Origin of the sequence: Streptomyces sp. cmx-18-6 (assembly GCF_046548915.1) — a bacterium.
Lineage (GTDB): Bacteria > Actinomycetota > Actinomycetes > Streptomycetales > Streptomycetaceae > Streptomyces.
The window spans coordinates 406,926-424,916 of record NZ_JAEBEP010000006.1; the positions used below are offsets into that span (position 1 = coordinate 406,926).

12 protein-coding genes, 2 tRNA genes and 1 pseudogene are annotated in these 17,991 nt (G+C 71.8%); 10 read left to right on the plus strand and 5 right to left on the minus strand.

From position 1 onward, the window contains the following. Window positions 1-88: 88 nt before the first annotated feature. The gene (locus ACLJPL_RS17280; protein WP_411081717.1) at window positions 89-655 is read left to right on the plus strand and encodes a SigE family RNA polymerase sigma factor; all 567 of its coding nucleotides are present in this window, start codon (window positions 89-91) and stop codon (window positions 653-655) included. Between the two features lie 287 nt (window positions 656-942). Beyond that, complete coding sequence (locus tag ACLJPL_RS17285; RefSeq protein ID WP_411081718.1) at window positions 943-2,595, plus strand: long-chain fatty acid--CoA ligase; 1,653 nt, start codon at window positions 943-945, stop codon at window positions 2,593-2,595. A gap of 114 nt (window positions 2,596-2,709) precedes the next feature. Here ACLJPL_RS17285 and ACLJPL_RS17290 read toward each other — a convergent pair whose 3' ends face one another. Beyond that, a complete protein-coding gene (locus tag ACLJPL_RS17290) occupies window positions 2,710-7,179 on the minus strand; it encodes a PAS domain-containing protein (protein ID WP_411081719.1) in 4,470 nt (1,489 codons plus the stop codon). A 392-nt stretch (window positions 7,180-7,571) separates the two neighbouring features. Continuing rightward, window positions 7,572-8,162 carry an SSI family serine proteinase inhibitor gene (locus ACLJPL_RS17295; RefSeq protein WP_411081720.1) on the minus strand — a complete coding sequence of 197 codons (591 nt, stop codon included), beginning with the start codon at window positions 8,160-8,162 and terminating at the stop codon, window positions 7,572-7,574. Window positions 8,163-8,611: 449 nt separating this feature from the next. On the opposite strand from ACLJPL_RS17295, the gene ACLJPL_RS17300 reads away from it, so the two are divergent. Together ACLJPL_RS17300 and ACLJPL_RS17305 are read left to right on the plus strand one after the other, a co-directional pair. Then, window positions 8,612-8,702, plus strand: a tRNA-Ser gene (locus tag ACLJPL_RS17300). 232 nt (window positions 8,703-8,934) lie between these two features. Continuing rightward, window positions 8,935-9,007 (plus strand) — tRNA-Arg (locus ACLJPL_RS17305). A gap of 78 nt (window positions 9,008-9,085) precedes the next feature. Here the strand turns inward: ACLJPL_RS17305 and xerC are convergent. After that, window positions 9,086-9,874 (minus strand): annotated as a pseudogene (gene xerC / locus ACLJPL_RS17310) (tyrosine recombinase XerC); the annotation flags it as partial. Between the two features lie 124 nt (window positions 9,875-9,998). On the opposite strand from xerC, the gene ACLJPL_RS17315 reads away from it, so the two are divergent. The 3 genes from ACLJPL_RS17315 to ACLJPL_RS17325 all read left to right on the plus strand — a co-directional run bounded on the left by ACLJPL_RS17315 (window position 9,999) and on the right by ACLJPL_RS17325 (window position 12,887). Next, a complete protein-coding gene (locus tag ACLJPL_RS17315; protein ID WP_411081721.1) occupies window positions 9,999-11,261 on the plus strand; it encodes a DNA sulfur modification protein DndB in 1,263 nt (420 codons plus the stop codon). A gap of 186 nt (window positions 11,262-11,447) precedes the next feature. After that, complete coding sequence (locus ACLJPL_RS17320) at window positions 11,448-12,404, plus strand: IS481 family transposase (RefSeq protein WP_411081722.1); 957 nt, start codon at window positions 11,448-11,450, stop codon at window positions 12,402-12,404. 258 nt (window positions 12,405-12,662) lie between these two features. After that, entirely contained in the window at window positions 12,663-12,887 is a 225-nt protein-coding gene (locus ACLJPL_RS17325) for a cold-shock protein (RefSeq protein WP_411081723.1), read from the plus strand. Here the strand turns inward: ACLJPL_RS17325 and ACLJPL_RS17330 are convergent. Further along, entirely contained in the window at window positions 12,851-14,113 is a 1,263-nt protein-coding gene (locus ACLJPL_RS17330) for an NAD(P)/FAD-dependent oxidoreductase (RefSeq protein ID WP_411081724.1), read from the minus strand. The two genes, ACLJPL_RS17325 and ACLJPL_RS17330, sit on opposite strands and share 37 nt — an antisense overlap. 93 nt (window positions 14,114-14,206) lie before the next feature. Then, the gene (gene sigJ / locus ACLJPL_RS17335) at window positions 14,207-15,157 is read right to left on the minus strand and encodes an RNA polymerase sigma factor SigJ (protein WP_411081725.1); all 951 of its coding nucleotides are present in this window, start codon (window positions 15,155-15,157) and stop codon (window positions 14,207-14,209) included. 148 nt (window positions 15,158-15,305) lie between these two features. Between sigJ and ACLJPL_RS17340 the strand changes: the two genes are divergently transcribed. The 3 genes from ACLJPL_RS17340 (at window position 15,306) to ACLJPL_RS17350 (ending at window position 17,974) form a co-directional block, all read left to right on the plus strand. Beyond that, complete coding sequence (locus ACLJPL_RS17340) at window positions 15,306-15,677, plus strand: hypothetical protein (RefSeq protein WP_411081726.1); 372 nt, start codon at window positions 15,306-15,308, stop codon at window positions 15,675-15,677. Window positions 15,678-15,976: 299 nt separating this feature from the next. After that, the gene (locus tag ACLJPL_RS17345) at window positions 15,977-16,864 is read left to right on the plus strand and encodes a hypothetical protein (protein ID WP_411081727.1); all 888 of its coding nucleotides are present in this window, start codon (window positions 15,977-15,979) and stop codon (window positions 16,862-16,864) included. A 219-nt stretch (window positions 16,865-17,083) separates the two neighbouring features. After that, on the plus strand, window positions 17,084-17,974 hold the full coding sequence (locus ACLJPL_RS17350; RefSeq protein WP_411081728.1) for a DUF2797 domain-containing protein: 891 nt from the start codon (window positions 17,084-17,086) through the stop codon (window positions 17,972-17,974). Window positions 17,975-17,991 lie beyond the last annotated feature (17 nt).

The following is a 17,991-nucleotide window of genomic DNA, read 5'->3' on the forward strand; positions in this document are numbered from 1 at the left end:
GCCGCCCCACGCCTACAACCTGAGGCGGACGGCGCTTCGGGACCTGTGGGCGATCCCCGGGGCGGGCCCCGCTCCTAGCGTGGAGGGCATGACCACGCCAGTCTGCACAGGCGCCTCCACGGCGGCCTCTGCCACCGCCGCCGGACAGCACCACCACGCGCCCTACGCGTCGTTCTCCTCGTACGTACGGGCCCGGGGACCGGTCCTGCTGCGCACCGCGCGCTCGCTCACCGCGAACCCGTGCGACGCGGAGGACCTGTTGCAGACCGCGCTCGCCAAGACGTACGTCGCGTGGGAGCGGATCGAGGACCACCGGGCGCTGGACGGATACGTCCGCCGGGCGCTGCTGAACACCCGGACCTCGCAGTGGCGCAAGCGCAAGGTCGACGAGTTCGCCTGCGAGGAGCTGCCCGAGCAGGGAGGCGTCCCGGCGCCCGACCCGGCGGAGCAGCAGTCGCTGCACGACGCGATGTGGCGGGCGGTGCTGAAGCTCCCGGACCGCCAGCGGGCGATGGTCGTCCTGCGGTATTACGAAGACCTCAGCGAGGCCCAGACGGCCGAGGTGCTCGGGGTGTCGATCGGTACGGTCAAGAGCGCCGTCTCCCGCGCCCTCGGCAAGCTCCGCGAGGACCCGGAGCTGACGCCGGTGCGCTGAGTCCGGCACATCCGCCGATCGTGCCGCGAACAGGCCACCGTACGCTCCCGGGGAGACCCTCGGACAGACCCTCGGAGAGCCCACCGCGCGGACCGCGAAGAGGCTCCCGAACAGTCCGCCGCACGGACCCCGGAGAGGCCCGCGAACAGGTCCGCCCACGCCCTCCGAACAGTCCCGCCCACATCCCCCGGCCAGGAATTTTTTCCCGCGAGTAGTGACATACCGCTTGGTATGTGCGCAGAATCAGCGCAACCTTACTGCCGCGTAGCGCCCACCGGGAGGACGCCGTGCTGAGCACCATGCAGGACGTACCGCTGACTGTCACCCGCATCCTGCACCACGGGATGACGATCCATGGGAAGTCGCAGGTCACGACCTGGACCGGCGAACCCGAGCCGCACCGACGCACCTTCGCCGAGATCGGCGCCCGCGCGACCCAGCTGGCCAACGCGCTCCGCGACGAGCTGGGCGTCGACGGGGACCAGAGGGTCGCCACCCTCATGTGGAACAACGCGGTCCATGTGGAGGCATACCTCGCGATTCCCTCCATGGGGGCCGTGCTCCACACCCTCAACCTCCGGCTGCCGCCGGAACAGCTCGCCTGGATCGTCAACCACGCGGACGACAAGGTGGTGATCGCGGACGGCACGCTGCTGCCGCTCCTCGTGCCGCTCCTGCCCCATCTGCCGAGCATCGAGCACGTGGTCGTGTCCGGGCCCGGCGACCGCTCGGCGCTCGCCGGACTCGCGCCGCGCGTGCACGAGTACGAGGAGCTGATCGCGGGCCGCCCGACCACGTACGACTGGCCGGAGCTGGACGAACGCCAGGCCGCCGCCATGTGTTACACCTCCGGCACCACCGGGGACCCCAAGGGCGTCGTCTACTCCCACCGCTCCATCTACCTGCACTCCATGCAGGTCAACATGTCGGAGTCGATGGGGCTGACCGACAAGGACACCACGCTGGTCGTGGTCCCGCAGTTCCACGTGAACGCCTGGGGGCTGCCGCACGCCACGTTCATGAGCGGCGTCAACATGCTCATGCCGGACCGCTTCCTCCAGCCCGCCCCGCTCGCCGACATGATCGAGCGCGAGCGCCCCACGCACGCCGCCGCGGTGCCCACCATCTGGCAGGGCCTCCTCGCCGAGGTCACCGCCAACCCGCGCGACCTCACCTCGATGGCCAATGTGACCATCGGCGGCGCGGCCTGCCCGCCCTCGCTGATGGAGGCGTACGACAAGCTCGGCGTCCGGCTCTGCCACGCCTGGGGCATGACGGAGACCTCGCCGCTGGGCACGATGGCCCACCCGCCCGCCGGACTGAGCGCCGAGGAGGAGTGGCCGTACCGCGTCACCCAGGGCCGCTTCCCGGCCGGAGTGGAGGCCCGGCTGGTCGGCCCGGCGGGCGAGCACCTGCCGTGGGACGGCGAGTCGGCCGGTGAGCTGGAGGTGCGCGGCCCCTGGATCGCCGCCGCCTACTACGGCGGGGCGGACGGCGAGCACCTGCGGCCCGAGGACAAGTTCAGCGAGGACGGCTGGCTGAAGACCGGCGACGTCGGCGTGATCAGCACCGATGGCTACCTCACCCTCACCGACCGGGCCAAGGACGTCATCAAGTCCGGCGGCGAGTGGATCTCCAGCGTCGAGCTGGAGAACGCGCTGATGGCCCACCCGGAGGTGGCGGAGGCGGCTGTCGTCGCCGTACCCGACGAGAAGTGGGGCGAGCGGCCGCTCGCGACGGTGGTCCTCAAGGAGGGCGCCACCGGCACCGACTACGAGGCGCTGAAGGCGTTCCTGGCCGAGTCGGGCATCGCCAAGTGGCAACTGCCGGAGCGGTGGTCGGTGATCGCGGCCGTGCCGAAGACGAGCGTCGGCAAGTTCGACAAGAAGGTGATCCGGAAGCAGTACGCGGACGGGGAGCTGGACGTCACCCAGCTCTGAGCGTCTGTCGCCCTGGTTTCACGTGAAACACGGCGGGGGCGGCCATGCGACAGGGCGGGGGCGGTACGGGGAAATCCGTACCGCCCCCGCCCTGTTCTGCGCCGGTGAGCGCCGTCAGTTCGTGCCTATCTTCGCCAGCAGGTCGACGATCCGGGACTGCACCTCGTCGCTGGTGGACCGCTCCGCCAGGAAGAGTACGGTCTCCCCGGAAGCGAGCCGGGGCAGCTCCGATGGGTCCATCCCGGCCGAGGTGTAGACGACCAGCGGTGTGCGGTTGAGCCGGCCGTTCGCCCGCAGCCAGTCGATGATCCCGGCGCGTCGGCGGCGTACCTGCATCAGGTCCATCACCACCAGGTTCGGCCGCATCCGGCCCGCCAGGTCGACGGCCTCGCTGTCGGTCGCGGCCCGGGCGACCTGCATCCCGCGCCGCTCCAGGGTCTGCGCCAGCGCCGCCGCGATCTCCTCGTGCTCCTCGATCAGGAGGACGCGGGGCGGGTGCTGCTCGCTGTCGCGGGGGGCCAGCGCCTTGAGGAGGACGGCCGGGTCGGCCCCGTACGCGGCCTCCCGGGTCGCCTGCCCCAGACCGGCCGTGACCAGCACGGGGACCTCGGCGGCGACGGCGGCCTGGCGCAGCGACTGCAACGCCGTACGCGTGATGGGCCCGGTCAGCGGGTCGACGAAGAGCGCGGCGGGGAACGCGGCGATCTGGGCGTCGACCTCCTCACGGGAGTTGACGATCACCGGACGGTATCCCCGGTCGCTGAGCGCCTGCTGCGTCGGTACGTCGGGGGCGGGCCAGACGAGCAGCCGGCGCGGGTTGTCCAGCGGCTCCGGCGGCAGCTCGTCGTCGAGGGGCCGGGGCTGCGGACGGTTGGCGACCTCGACCGCGCCGCCGGGCCCGTCCAACGGCTCCGGACCTTCGGCGGCGCCCTTGTCGGGAGCTCCTATGGCGTAGGCGCGCCCCTCGGCGATCGAGGGCGTCATCAGCTGGCTGGAGCTGGAGACGGAACCCGAGCCGGGGTTGGTGGCGGGAGGGCCTTGAGCGTCGTGGGGCTGGGGTGCTGGGGGCTGGAGCGCCGGTGACTGCGGGCCGTGCTGACCCTGCTGCTCCTGCCGGCCCTGTGCGCCGGGGGTGCCCGGGGCGGGGGTGTCCGTGGTCGTGGCGGGCGGCTGGGCGGTGGGGCGCTCGCCCTCCGGCGGTGCGGCGAGCTTGCGACGCCGGCCGGCACCGCCGAGGCTTTGGTGCTGCGGCTGCTGGGCGGGCCGGCCGGGCTGGTTCGCCGGGTTGGGACGGCTGGGCTGGTTCGGTTGGTTCTGCTGGTGCACGAGGTGCTGCGCGAAGGGCACGCCCTGGCCCAGCGTCCGCACGCTGAACGCCCGTCCCTGGGTCGAGTCCGGGTTGCCGCCGCCCGGCATCGGCTCCTCGGCGGGCAGCGGCTGCCGCCGCGCGCCCGGGGTCGGGACGCCCGTGCCGTCGTCGGCCGGGTGCGCCGCCGCGCCGGGAACGGTCGAGGTTCCGGTGGTGTGAGCGGTCTGCCCGTTGCCGCCCCAGGAATGGTCGTCCGTCGCGGGGTGCGGGCCGTGCGGGGGCTCCGGGTCCGGGGCGGGGCTCTGAGGCGCGGGGCTCCAGGGCTGTTCGTCGGGCGTGGCGTCGGGGCCGTACGCGGGACGGCTGTCCGATGCCGCGTCGGGGCCGGCCTGCGGTACGCCGGGGCCTTGGCCCGGGGCGGCTGACCAGTCGGTGTGCGAGGCGGGCGGGGCCAAGGGGTGGGCCGGCGGGGGCGTGTGACCGGCATCGGGGGCGGTGCGCTCGTGGTGAGCGAGGCCCTCGTCGCCGGGCGGGGCGATGGGTACGGGGGCGGTGCCCGGCGCCTCCGGTGTCCGGTCCGCGTCGGCGGGCGGCAGGGCGAACGCGGTACGCGGACCGGCGTCGGCCGCGCTGCGCTCCTGGGCGGCGGCGAGCGCCCGGCGGGCCCGACGCCCACCCGGCTGCTGGGCCTGGCCGAGGGCGGGGACCTGCTCCTGTACGTGTTCCGGGCCCGTGCTCCCGTTGCCGGCCGCGAGGGCGGGGAGCGCCGGACGGCCCTCCCCCTCGCGCCGCGCCCGTCGCCCGGCGGGCGGTACGGGCTGCTGCGGGTCGACCGGCACGCCCTGCGGCGGCACGGTCTGCCCGCGCTGGGGACGCCCACCGGCGCCCTGAGCGCCCTCGGCCGCGGTGACGACGGACCCCTCGGAGGGAGCTGAGGGGCCGGTGGGGGCCGCGGGGGAGAGCGCCGAGGAGGCGGCGGAGGTCAGCGCGAGGGCCTGCCGCTGCGGTTGCGGCTGCTCCTGAGCGGACGTCTGCCGGTCACCTGACATTCCCGGCCCGGTCGGACCCATCTGGGACGGACCGGCCTGAGGCGTACCGGCCTGCGGCGTACCGACCTGTGGCGGGCCGGCCTGCGACGCACCGGCCTGCGACGCACCGGCCTGCGGCGGGCCGCCGATCTCAACCGGCCCGCTCCCGTTCGTACCGCCTTCCGTCCCGCCCCCCGTACTGGTCTCCGTCCCGCCCCCCGCGCCGGTCTCCGCCGGGCTGGGCCGTCCGCGCCTGCGTCCGGAGCCCTCGCCCTGCTGGGCCGGAATCAGCTCGGGCGAGGTCTGCTCCTCGACCGCCGCCGGCCCACGGCGGGCTCGGCGACGCCCGGTCGGCTCGGCGACGGGCCCGTCCTCCCGGCCTCCGCCTCCGGCATCGGCCGCCGCTTCGGGCGCACCGCCGGGACTGCCCAGGAACGCATCGGTCGACGCCCGGCGTGCCCGTCGCCGCCCGCCGCTGGTGACACCCGGAGCCCCGACGCCTTCGGGGGAGGGCGGCGGAGCCGGGGAGGGTTCCACGGGGACTTCCGGGGGCGCGATGGCGCCCGAGCCGGTGCCGATCGGCACGTCGAGCACGTACGCGCTGCCGCTCATCCCCGGCATCTCGTGCGTCTGGAGCACCCCGCCGTGGGCCTGGACGATGCCGCGCACGATCGGTTCGTGGACCGGGTCGCCGCCGGCGAACGGTCCGCGCACCTCGATCCGGACGACGTCGCCGCGCTGGGCGGCGGCCACGACCACGGTGGAGTCGACGTACCCGCCCCCGGGAACGGCCCGGGTCTTGCCGGTGGAATCGACACCGCAGACGTCCGCGACGAGATGGGCCAGCGCGGTGGCGAGCTGACGCGCGTCGACCTCGGCCTCGATCGGCGGGGCGTGCACGGCGAACTGGGCGCGCCCGGGACCGATCAGCTCCACCGCCCCGTCGATGCCGCCCGTCACGATCCCGTCGACCATCGCGGGGGCCTTGTGCAGCCCCTCCACGCCCGCGTCGAGACGCTGGTAGCCCAGCACGTTGTCGATGAGGGTGGTCATCCGGGCGTACCCGGCCGCGAGGTGGTGCAGGATCTGGTTGGCCTCGGGCCACAGCTGCCCGGCCGGGTCGGCGGCGAGGGCGGACAGTTCGCCGCGCAGCTCCTCCAGCGGACCGCGCAGCGCGCCTCCCAGGACGGCGGTGAGCTGGGAATGCTGGGAGCCCAGGGCCGCGATGCGCTCGGCCTGCTCCTCCCCCTCGGCGGTGTACCGCTCGGTCCGGTCGGCCAGTTCGGCGGCATGGGCCCCGGTGAGCGCGGCGACCTCGGCGGCGTGGGCTTCGGTGAGTGCGGCGACCTCGGCGGCGTGCGCTTCCTTCAGCGCGGTGACCTCGTCGGAGTGGCTGGTGGTCAGCTCGGCGACGACGTTCTTGTGCTGGGCGGAGAGCTCCTCGTACGGCCTGCGATCGGTGAACGTCATCACCGCGCCGACGAGCTGGTCCCCGTCCCGTACCGGCGCGGTCGTCAGGTCCACGGGGACCTGCGCGCCGCTCTTGGACCACAGCACCTGGCCGCGTACGCGGTGCTTGCGCCCGGACTTGAGGGTGTCGGCGAGCGGCGACTCCTCGTACGGGAACGGCTCGCCCTCCGCCCGCGAGTGCAGGATCAGCGGGTGCAGCTCCTGGCCGCCGAGGTCGCTGGCCCGGAAGCCGAGGATCTGCGCGGCGGCGGGGTTGACGAGGACGACGCGCCCGTCCGTGTCGGTGCCGACGACGCCCTCGGATGCGGCGCGGAGGATCATCTCGGTCTGGCGCTGCGAACGGGCGAGCTCGGCCTCGGTGTCGACGGTGCCGGAGAGGTCCCGTACGACGAGCATGAGCAGCTCGTCGCCGGTGTAGCTGGAGTGGATGTCGTTGTACGCGGCCTGACCGCTGTCCAGGCTCGCGCTGGTGACCTCGACGGGGTACTCGTGCCCGTCGGTGCGCCGCGCGATCATCCGCGTCGGCTTGGTCCTGCCCTGCTCGTCCGCAGCCTCGGGCCGGCGCATCGACCCCGGGATCAGCTTGGAGTCGAACTCCGGCAGCAGATCCAGCAGCCCGCGACCGACGAGCGCGGTGCCCGGGGTCTCGAACATCTCGAGGGCGATGGCGTTGGCGTTGACGACCGTGCCGTTGCAATTGACGAGCAGAAGCCCGTCAGGAAGGGCATCGAGTATGGCTGCGAGGCGAGCAGTGCCTCGGGACGGCCTGCTGCTCACGACGACGCTTCCTCCCTGATTACCGCACCTTGCCGACAGCGGGCCCCATCTTGCCCCTCGGGCCGCAGACTGTCACTGGAGGAGTCTAAGGCCAGGGGAGGGCCCGGGGGCGGCGGATGAGGGGGAGCTCTCACCAAGGTTCTGTGCACACGGTGTACGCCACCGGCCTATGACGTGAGCGTCCGCGCACCCTGTGACGTGCGCGGACGCGAGGCGGGGCGGTCGCCCGGGAGCCTGCCGGAACCTGGAAACCACGGCTTCGAGGTTGGCCCCGCCACGCTCCGGTGGCCCTGGCGTGGCCGGTGCGCTCCGGTGGTTCCGGCGTGCCCGGTGGCCCAGGTGCGCTTCGATGGTTCCGGCGTGCCCGGTGGCCCCGGTATGCCCGGCGTGGACTACCGGAGGTCGGGGAGCACCGGCACCAGGCTGTTCCAGCGCGCGATCTCGCAGCCGTCGCCCCGGGTCACGGTGGTGTCCACGGGCCGGCCGTCCCAGGTTCCGACGATGCGGGCGGAGGCGTCGCCCCCGTAGATCATGGTGCACATCGAGCCCTCGGGCGTGGCCCGGAACAGCTGCCGCCCCGCCCGCGTGGCGCCCGCCTCCGCGAGCCGGTCACAGGCGGCCTGCCGCTGCGGGTGGGTGCCCCCGGTGGGCTCGCAGGTCAGCTCGAAGGTCCCGTCGGCCCCGGCGACCCCGGAGCGCTCCACAGTCACGGTGAGCCGGGTCCGCTCGACGGCGGGCCCGTTCACTCCCCCGTCGCCGTTGCCGTCGCCGCCGTCGTCCTGGCTCCCGCCGCCCAGGAACGAGGGCAGGGCCGGGACGGGCACGGGCAGCGGCCCGAGAGCGGGCACGGCGGCGGACAGGGGCCCGGAGGTCGGCAGGGCGGAGGGCGTCGGACCGGAGGCGGTCGCGGCGGGTACGGCGGTGGACAGCGCGGCGAGGGAGGCGAGGGACACGACGGCGGTGAGGGCGAGACGGCGCAGCATGCGGGCTCCTGGATCTCTGCATCACGGACGACCGCGGAAGACCGACGACCGAAGACCCGAGGACCGGGACCCGAGGACCCGAGAACCAACGACCGGGACCCGAGGACCGAAGACCCGAGAACCGACGACCGAGAGCTGAGAACCGAGGACCGAAGACCACGGGCTGAAGGTCAGGGCCGATCAGGAACGATCACGGGCGACCGCGATGCGACGAACGATGGACGGCGGGCGATGGGCGGCGGGCCGACCGCTCCCGACCGCTCCCGACCGGCGGAGGCCGAAACCCCCACCTCTCTCTAACGCGCCTCCCGCCCGGACGTTGCGCCACCACGCCGAAGTGCTTTGCTCTGGCCCCCGCATGGCTAGTAACGTGGTCATCGATTGGTGACACGACGTTCGACTGTGTCATCATCTGCACGCACCACTCGCGTCCGCGCGAGGTGTGCGGAGGAGGCGTCGCCTAGTCCGGTCTATGGCGCCGCACTGCTAATGCGGTTTGGGTCTTAAAGCCCATCGAGGGTTCAAATCCCTCCGCCTCCGCTCCATCCCGAAGCCCCGTGCCTCCTGGCACGGGGCTTCGGTCGTTCCGGGCACGCGGAAGCCGGACTGCGGGGCTGCGTGCACGGCACGGTCAAGGGGCTGGGCGAGATCTACCCCAGAAGGGTGTTTTCGCAGGTCAGATGGGGTGTGCCTAATGGATTTCGCGTCACGGCGCAGGTCATGTAATGTTGTTCCCGCAACGCCGACCAGGCAGAAAAGCCCGGAACGCCAAGCACTCGTAGCTTAACGGATAGAGCATCTGACTACGGATCAGAAGGTTGCAGGTTCGAATCCTGCCGAGTGCACAGCAGGCCAGAGGCCCCCAGGAAGAATCCTGGGGGCCTCTCGCGTTGCCCGTACAGCAGCGAAGTACAGCAACCGTGTCAGCCGGTACCGCCCATCGCGTCTGACAGCTTGCCGATCGCCTCGCGCACTTCTTCGTCAGCCGCATCCGCGTAGACGTCCATCGTCATGGAGATCTGCGAGTGCCGCAGGATCCGCTGGGCGATCTTCGGGTGCACCTTGAGGACGACCAGGAGCGAGCCGGTGGTGTGCCGGGTGTTCCGGAGCGGGATGACCCGCAGGCCCGCGCGACGGGACCGGAGAGCGAACATCCGGGTGAGGTTCCCCGGCTCGATCGGGGTGCCGTACTTCGTCGTGAAGACGAGGTCGTGAGAGCCCTGCCACAGCTCTCCGGCGGCTTTCCGGTCCCCGATCTGCTGGGCGCGGCGCATCCGCAGGGCCTTGAGGCAAACGGCCGGCAGAGGGAGGAAGTCGTCGGAGTCCTCCGTCTTGGTCTCGCGGTGAAGGATCTCGCGTCCGGCCCGCTGGATCTGGTGGTCCACGTACAGCTCGCCGGTCTCGAAGTCGATCGACTTCCACGTCAGCCCCAGCACCTCCCCACGGCGCAGCCCGAGCGTCAGCACGAGGACCCAGGCCGCGAAGAGATGGTCATCCCGGGCCGCAGCGTCAGCGAGGAAGAGACTCGCCTCGGTAGCGGACCACGGCTTGATCCGGCGGCGGCGAGGCTTGGGCACCTTCACCAGCGAGGCCACGTTCTTGCTGATCTCCTCCTCCGTGACCGCGTGGCTCAGCGCGGCCCGCAGAGCATCGCGGGAGCCCTGGACCACCCGGCGTGACGGGTAGGACTCGCAGCAGTCCCCGACCGTGCAAGTGACGCGCCCAGCGATAAATCGCAGAACAGGGAGCGTTCTACGTGAACAAGTTGACGTAATACGTTGACCTGTCGTACTTTTCTGATGCCCACTCAACTATGTTTCAAAGCAGGGGGATCCCATGTTCTTCGCACAGCTCGGACTGACGCAGCACGACTCGCTGACGGCTGCTCAGGTAGCTGCGAGTGAGGCCGCCACGGCATCGGGGGGCCGCGTCTTCACCTGCGTCGTCTTCCAGCAGGGTGGGCGCCTCATGCTGACGACTGCCTTCTCGTACGCATTCCTCGTTAAGCACGTGGTTTCCAATGCGGCGGTGAAGGGCGGCAACCCGCGCGTGGCCACCAACCGCCCGATTGACACCAACCACGTCAGGTCCATCACGAAGTACCTGACCGAGAACGAGAACGACTACATCCTCCCGCCGGTCACGCTGAACGTCCGTGCTGTCCCGGCCATCCATATCCCGCGAGGAAACTTTGCCATGACGGCTGGCTTCGTCGTCATCGGCGACGAGACCAAGTTCTCTGTGACTGACGGTCAGCACAGGCTCGCTGCCATCGCCAAGCGTAGCGAAAGCCTCATCGACACGGATTCCCCTTTCCCGAGCGACAGCATCTCTGTCGTCATCGTCGTAGAACCGGACGTTGCCCGTATCCACCAGGACTTTGCCGACGCAGCACAGACCAAGCAGATTCCGGCAAGTCTTCTGGCTGCATACAACACGCGTGAGCCCCTGAACCGAGTTCTGACGAAGATCGTGGATGAGTCTGCCCTGTTCGCGGGACGCATCGATGAGACGTCCAAGAGCCTGTCGAAGCTTTCATCGGCCATCTTCCTGCTCAACCAGGTGCGTGGGCTGGTCAAGGAACTGCTGTTTCAGGACTACGCGCTCAGCGAGGCGAGCATCCCGGCTCGCAGCTTCCAAGCCATCGGTACCACCGAGAAGCAGGACGCTTTCGTCAGCAGGACCCTGGCCATGCTCGCCATCCTCACGCAGCACATGGACCCTTGGCGTGCAGTGGCCGAACTGCCCACGAGCGGAGGGCCGGCCAACCAGGTGGTGGACTTCCGCAAGCACTACATCAACATGACCGCGACCGGTCTGGTCATCATCGGACACGTGGCCTTCGAGATCGAGAAGAACCTGGACCCGGAGTGGCGGAAGGCTCGATACCTTGACCTTGCCACAAAGATTGATTGGCGCCGGAACGCGCAGATCTGGGAAGGGAACATCATTACTGGAGACAAGATCACCACTACCAGGTCTCCGGGGCGGATTGCAGCCCGGAAGGTCATGGAGGCGATCGGTGTCCCCGTCATCCCCAAGAACCCAATGATCCCGCAGCCCACGCAGGAGACCATCTCGTCCGAGGGCGTTCACTGAGACTCGCCGGAGGAATGGGCCGCCCGTGTACAGCAGCGCAGTACTGAAACCACAACAGCCGCCCGTGTCCCCTGCAACTCTCTAGGTGTATTGATCACGAGCGTTGTTAACGCTGGTGGGGCTTGATCATGACGAGGGCCCCCGTGTGTGGTGGAGGTGTCGAATCTTCACCGGACGGAGGCCCTCGTGTCCCACCGTAATGCCCGGCTGACTGTTCATGGCAGGCGGCTGCTCGTCGACCGTGTCTGTTCCGGCCGTCCTGTCGCGCACGTCGCCGCGGAGATGGGCATCTCACGCCCCACCGCCCACAAGTGGCTCCGGCGCTGGCGGTCCGAGGGCGAAAGCGGACTCATCGACCGCTCCAGCCGCCCGCACCGGACACCCCACCGGACCAGTGCCGCGACCGAAGCCCGGATATGCCGCCTGCGCCAGGACCGCAAGCTCGGACCCGCACGGCTCGGGCCCGTCCTGGGCATGCCCGCCTCGACGGTGCACCGTGTCCTCACCCGGCACGGCCTCAACCGCCTGGCCTTCCTCGACCGGCCCACCGGCCGGCTCATCCGCCGCTACGAGCGCGAACACCCCGGCGAGCTGATCCACATCGACGTGAAGAAGCTCGGCCGGATCCCCGACGGCGGCGGCCACAGGACCCTGGGCCGCCAGGCCGGCCGCGCCACCCGCAGCAACGTCGGTTTCGACTACGTCCACTCCGCCGTCGACGACCACTCCCGCCTCGCCTACAGCGAAATCCACCCGGACGAGAAGGTCACCACCTGCGCGGGCTTCCTCACTCGCGCGGCCGCGTTCTTCCACCGCCAGGGCATCCCCCGCATCGAACGCGTCCTGACCGACAACGCCTGGGCCTACCGCAAGGGCCTCGCCTGGAAGAACGCCCTGGCCGACCTCGGCGCGACCGGAAAGCTGACCCGCCCCTACCGGCCCCAGACCAACGGCAAGGTCGAACGCTTCCACCGCACCCTGCTCGATGAATGGGCCTACCAGAAGCCCTACACCTCAGACCTGGACCGGATGGAAGCATTCACCGACTGGCTGCACTGGTACAACTACCACCGACCCCACACCGGAATCGGGGGCCAGCCACCCGCCAGCCGCGTCACCAACCTGTCCGAACCACACACCTAGGGCCTCGAAGCGACCGGTATGGCTGTCACTGACCGATCCGGCTAGAGCTACGGATCAGAAGGTTGCAGGTTCGAATCCTGCCGAGTGCACAGCAGGCCAGAGGCCCGGACGAGAGTCCGGGCCTCTCGCGTTGTACGGCCCCCCAGCGGCGAGGTACGGCAACCGCGTTGAGGGTGCGGCTTCCCGAGGGTCCTGCTTGCCGTGCCGGCTGATGCCCCGGGTGGGAACGGTACGGGCGGACCCCGTACCGTTCCCCGCATGGTGATGGCGACTGTGCGTGAGTGGGATGACGAGGAGGGGTGGGGCGTGCTCGACTCCCCCGAGACTCCCGGCGGCTGCTTCGGCCACTACTCCGATATCCAGATGAGCGGCTTCCGCACCCTGTCGCCCGGCCAGCGGGTCGATCTGACCTGGGAAGCCCCGGGGTTCAAACAGGACGGGTACGACTACCGCGCGGTCGGCATCGTGCCGCGGTCCGCGTGACGTCGCTGCTGGGCATCGCCACCGGACTCCTGTAGCGGCAGTACGCGGCGGCGCTTGGTCGGGATGCCCAGGGTCGGGTTGGCGACGGCCCAGGCCGCGCCCTTGCAGACCAGCTCCTTGTAGAGGGCCGCGGTCCGGCCGGTGAGGGCGGCGGGGCGGGCCCGGTCGTCGGCGGTGACGTACTGGATCAGGCCCTCCTTGCGGCCGAGCGAGATGCACTGGTTGTAGTAGCGCAGCGGCGTGTTCATGGGCTTGGAGCCGGTCAGGCGGGCCGCGATGGCGCCGGCGGCCTGCCATGCGGTGGGGCCGCCCGTGGCGCACGCCATCCGCAGCGGCTTGTCGCCGGGGCCCATCACCAGGGCCGCGTCGCCGATGGCGTACACGTCCGGGTGGGAGAGCGCGCGCATCGATCCGTCGACCACGATCCGGCCCGCGTCGTCGGCCTCCAGGGCGGTCGCCCTCACGATGGGGTGAACCGCGAAGCCGGTGGTCCACACGGTGGCCGCGGACGGGATGGCCGAGTCGGCGGTGGTGACGCGGTCGGCCTCGACGGCGGTGACGGCCGTGTGTTCGCGCACGGTGACGCCGAGCCTGTCGAACACCTTCCGCAGGTGCCGGCCGCCCTTGGGGGAGAGCCAGTCGCCCAGTCCGCCGCGCGCGGCGAGGGTCACGTCGAGGTCCGGGCGGGCCTCGGCGATCTCGGTCGCGGCCTCCAGGCCGGTGAGACCGCCGCCGACGACGACCACGGGCTCTCCGGGGCCCAGCGCGGCCAGGCGTTCGCGCAGCCGGAGCGCGCCGGGGCGGCCCGCGATGTCGTGGGCGTGCTCGGCGACGCCGGGGACGCCGTGGGTGGTCCAGGTGCTGCCGAGCGCGTAGACGAGGGTGTCGTACGTCAGCTCCTCGGCGTTGTACGCGGGGTCCTCGGCGGGGTGGGCGGCGGGCTCGGCGCCGTACAGGTCCGAGATGGTCACCGTCCTGCGGTCCACGTCGACGCCGGTCACCTTCGCGACCCTCAGCCGGACGCCCGTGCCCGCGAACATCTCGCTGAACGGGCGGGCCTTGAGTTCCTGGCCGACCGCCAACTGGTGCATCCGGACGCGCTCGACGAAGTCCGGTTCGGCGTTGACGAGGGTGATGGCGACGTCCTGGCGCAGCCGCCTGGAGAGGCGTCCGGCGGCGATCGCTCCGGCGTATCCGGCTCCGATGACGATGATGCGGTGCTGCATGTCCTGGCTCCTGTCTCGCGCGGGTCTGCCCCTTGAACCGGACAGCCCGCCGTTCCCTGACAGGTACGGAAGGTGATGCGCGTCACACGCGGGTCAGAAGGCGGTGAACAGGGGCTCCCCGTGGTCGGTCGCCGTCCACCGCCTGGTCGCGCGGGCGAGCTTGTCGGGATTGGCCTGGTTGCGGAACGCGGCGATGCCCTCGTCGGTGACGTCCAGGCACATGACGCCGATGACCCGGCCGTCGACCGTCACCACGATGGCGGGGGCCCCGTTGGCCGACGTCGCGTGGATCTCGGCGGGGCCGCCGACGAGATTGCGCATGGCCGTGCTCGGTGTGAACAGGCCCCGCATGAACCTCGCGACCGCGAGCGCCCCCTCGAACGCCTTCGTCCGGGCCGGCACCTTCCCGCCCCCGTCGCCGATCGCGATGGCGTCCCCGGTGAGCAGCCGCACGAGCGGCTCGGTCCGTCCGCTGGTGGCGGCCGCGAGGAACTCCTCCACGATCCGCCGCGCGGCGGCCTCGTCGATCTCGGTCCGGGTCCGGGCCCTGCCGTCCGCGATGTGCTTCTTGGCGCGGTGGAAGATCTGCTGACTGCCCGCCTCGGTGATGTCGAGGATCTCCGCGATCTTCCCGTGCGGGTAGTCGAAGGCCGCCCGCAGCACGTACACCACCCGCTCGTTGGGGGAGAGCCGCTCCATGAGGGTGAGGACCGCGTACGAGACCGACTCGCGCTGCTCGGCGGTGTCGGCGGGGCCGAGCATCGGGTCCCCGGCGAGCAGCGGTTCGGGCAGCCACTGCCCCACATAGGTCTCGCGCCGGGCGCGGGCCGAGGTGAGCTGGTTGAGGCACAGGTTGGTGAGGACCTTGGTCAACCATGCCTCGGGGACCTCGATGCGGTCGACGTCGGCGGCCTGCCAGCGCAGGAAGGTGTCCTGCACGGCGTCCTCCGCGTCGCTCGCCGAGCCGAGGAGGCGGTAGGCGATGGCCTCCAGGCGGGGCATCGATGCCTCGAACCGGTCGATGTGGTTCCTGGTCAGCGCCATGGCCGGATCCTAACTTCCGGGGCGCGTGCGGTGAATGAGCCGGCGCCGGGCCCGGGTGGCGGCTCAATCGTGCCTCCCGCCCGGTGCTGTCGCCCATTTCGGGGTCGGTCATCATGAGGCGGACAAGGTCGACAAAGGGGGAGGGCTGATGGGCGGCTCGGTTCTGGATGTGGTCAGCGATGTGGCTCTGCTGGCCGGAGGGCTGGCCATCGCCTGGATGGGCTGGGAATCCTGGCGCAGGCCGGGCAGGGTGCCCGTCCTGATGGCGGACGGCCCCCTGTGGGTGGCGCGCGGCGGGTCCTTCGGCTGGATGCTGTTGGGGGTGTGCGTCGCGTCCCTCGGCGGGTACGCCCTTGCCGGGCGCGAGGACGACTGGCCGCTGAGCTCCGTCCGTTGGGCGGCTCTGGCGCTCATGGTCCTCTCGCCGGTGCTGGGGGAGGTCCTCCGGACGCGTCGGCGTGGCGCCGGGCGTCGCCGACCTCGTGCCGGGCGTCCCGGGCGGGAGTCCCGCGACGCGTGAGGGGCGTTGATCCTGGAGGGCGATGCGTGAGGGGCGTTGATCCCGGAGGGTGATGCGTGAGGGGGCGCTGATTCTGGAGGGCGACGCGTGAGGGGCGTTGATCCCGGAGGGTGATGCGTGAGGGGGCGCTGATTCTGGAAGGCGACGCGTGAGGGGCGTTGATCCCGGAGGGCGACGCTTGCGGCGGCGTTGATGCCGGAGGGCGTACGGGCGTGGGGCGCGGGCCGCATCAGCACGGAGCGGCGGGGTAGCCGGAACAGCACGGGGCGTGATGGGCGCGCCAGGCTCGGAGGGTACCGATGGGGTCCAGGGAGCGCGAGCAGCGCGAGCAACGCGGGCAGGGCAGGCAGGGCCGGCAGGACGAAGGACTCGCGCAGGGTCGGCAGGGCGAAGAGCTGGGGCAGGACCGGCAGGGCGAAGGGCACGGGCGGGGCCGGCGGGGCGAAGGGCTCGGGCAGCCCGGGCGGGGCCGGCGGGGCGAAGGGCTCGGGCAGCACGGGCGGGGCCGGCGGGGCGAAGGGCTCGGGCAGCCCGGGCAGGGCCAGCGGGGCGAAGGGCTCGGGCAGCACGGGCAGGGCGAAGGGCTCGGGCGGCGTGGAGAGCGTCGGCGGCCGGAGCGTTGGCAGGACCGGTGGTGGGCGGTGGCGCTGCTGGTGCTGGTCCTGTGGGTCGGGATCCGGCTGGCCTTCGACGGGTGGTCGGGGTGGCCCTGGATCGTGGCCGGCGGGCTCGTCCAGGCGGGGTTCCTGACGTGGTACCTGATGCGGCGCCGGCGTCGGGACGCCCGGGCGGTGGGGACCGACGCCGCGCGCGTGCCGGAGTTGGAGCGGCGCATCGCGCAGAACGGCGAGATGCCCGAGGACCCGGCCGAGCAGGCCGTCATGGTCCGGCTGATCCGCCGCCGGGAGGCGAAACTGCGGCGCAACCAGTGGTGGGCCTTCCCGCTGCTGGGGCTCATCTTCTTCGGGACGCCGTTGCTCTGGTTCGCCGCCGGGAAGGTCTCGGCGGGTGTGTGGGGCCTGGTGTTCGGCGCCGCGTTCCTGGGATGGATGATCTGGTTCAACCGGCGCTTCATGCGGCGTATGGCCTCCATGCGGAAGCGGATCGAGGGCGTCGGGGGCGGCAGGGGTGGCCCTGCCGGGGGTCCGGCCGGTGGTGCGGGCGGGTTCGTGCAAGGGGCCCGTTAGTCTCGGTGGATGTGCAGGGTGGCGCGCGGAGGACGTGCCGAGAGGCGTGCGGAAGGGCGCAAGGAGAGGCACCCGGTGGAGTACGGAGAGGCGTGCGGCGAGGAGTGCGGCGGGGTGTGTCGCTAGGCGTGCTCGCCGGCTCGTTCCGCCCGTTCGCGGTGTGACGGGAAGCATGGCGCAAAGCGCGGCGGAAAGTGTGACGGGGAGAGCGGGGGCCGGGTGGCCGGTGGGTGGCGGTGTACCGGGCTCTGGTGGCCCGGGGATGCGCCGGAGCTCGGATGGGGCCGGGGTGGCGACCGGCGGGTGAGCGTTCTCGCGTACGGGGCCGGGCTCGGGTTCCGGGCGGTGGGGGAGCGGCACTGTGTGGGGGCCCGGGGGAACGCGTGCCCCCTGGGGGCCGTGGTGTCCGTGCGCGGCACCGGGGCTCGGTGCCCGGAGTGCGCGCGGCTGGACCGGGCCCACTCGGTGGCCGCCGACACGTTGCTGGACGACCCGCGAACGTACCGCGTCTATCTCGCCTGGTTCGGGCCCGGCCTGGTCAAGGTCGGGATCACCCGGGAGGAGCGGGGCGGGGCGCGGCTGCGGGAGCAGGGGGCCGTGGCGTTCACCTGGCTCGGGCGCGGGCCCCTGATGGCCGCCCGCCGGACCGAGGAGGTGCTCCGGGCCGCCCTCGGGGTGCCGGACCGGATCCCGTACGCCAGGAAACGGGGCGTACGCGGGCAACTCCCGGGCGCGCAGGAGCGGTTCGGTGAGGTGGCGGAGCTGTACGGGCGGGCGGTGCGGCTCGAAGGGGGCGGCTGGCCCGAGTCGTTGGAGCGGATCGGCCTCGAAGTCGTCGACCACGTCGGTATGTTCGGGCTGGATCGTGCGCCCGTCGCCGCCCGCGCGGTGAGTGAGCTGGTCGACGGGGGCGTCGTCGCCGGGCGGCTGGTGGCCGCCGCCGGGCCCGATCTTCACCTCGCGGTGGACGGGGGCGGCGGCGTGGTCGTGCTGGATACGCGGCTGATCACCGGGTGGGAGCTCACGGCGGTTTCGGCGGACGGGGCCGGTGATGTACGTGTCCCCCTCATCGACATCGGGGGCGGCGGCGTGCAGGGTGGGTTGTTCTGACCCCGCCCGGGTCGTTC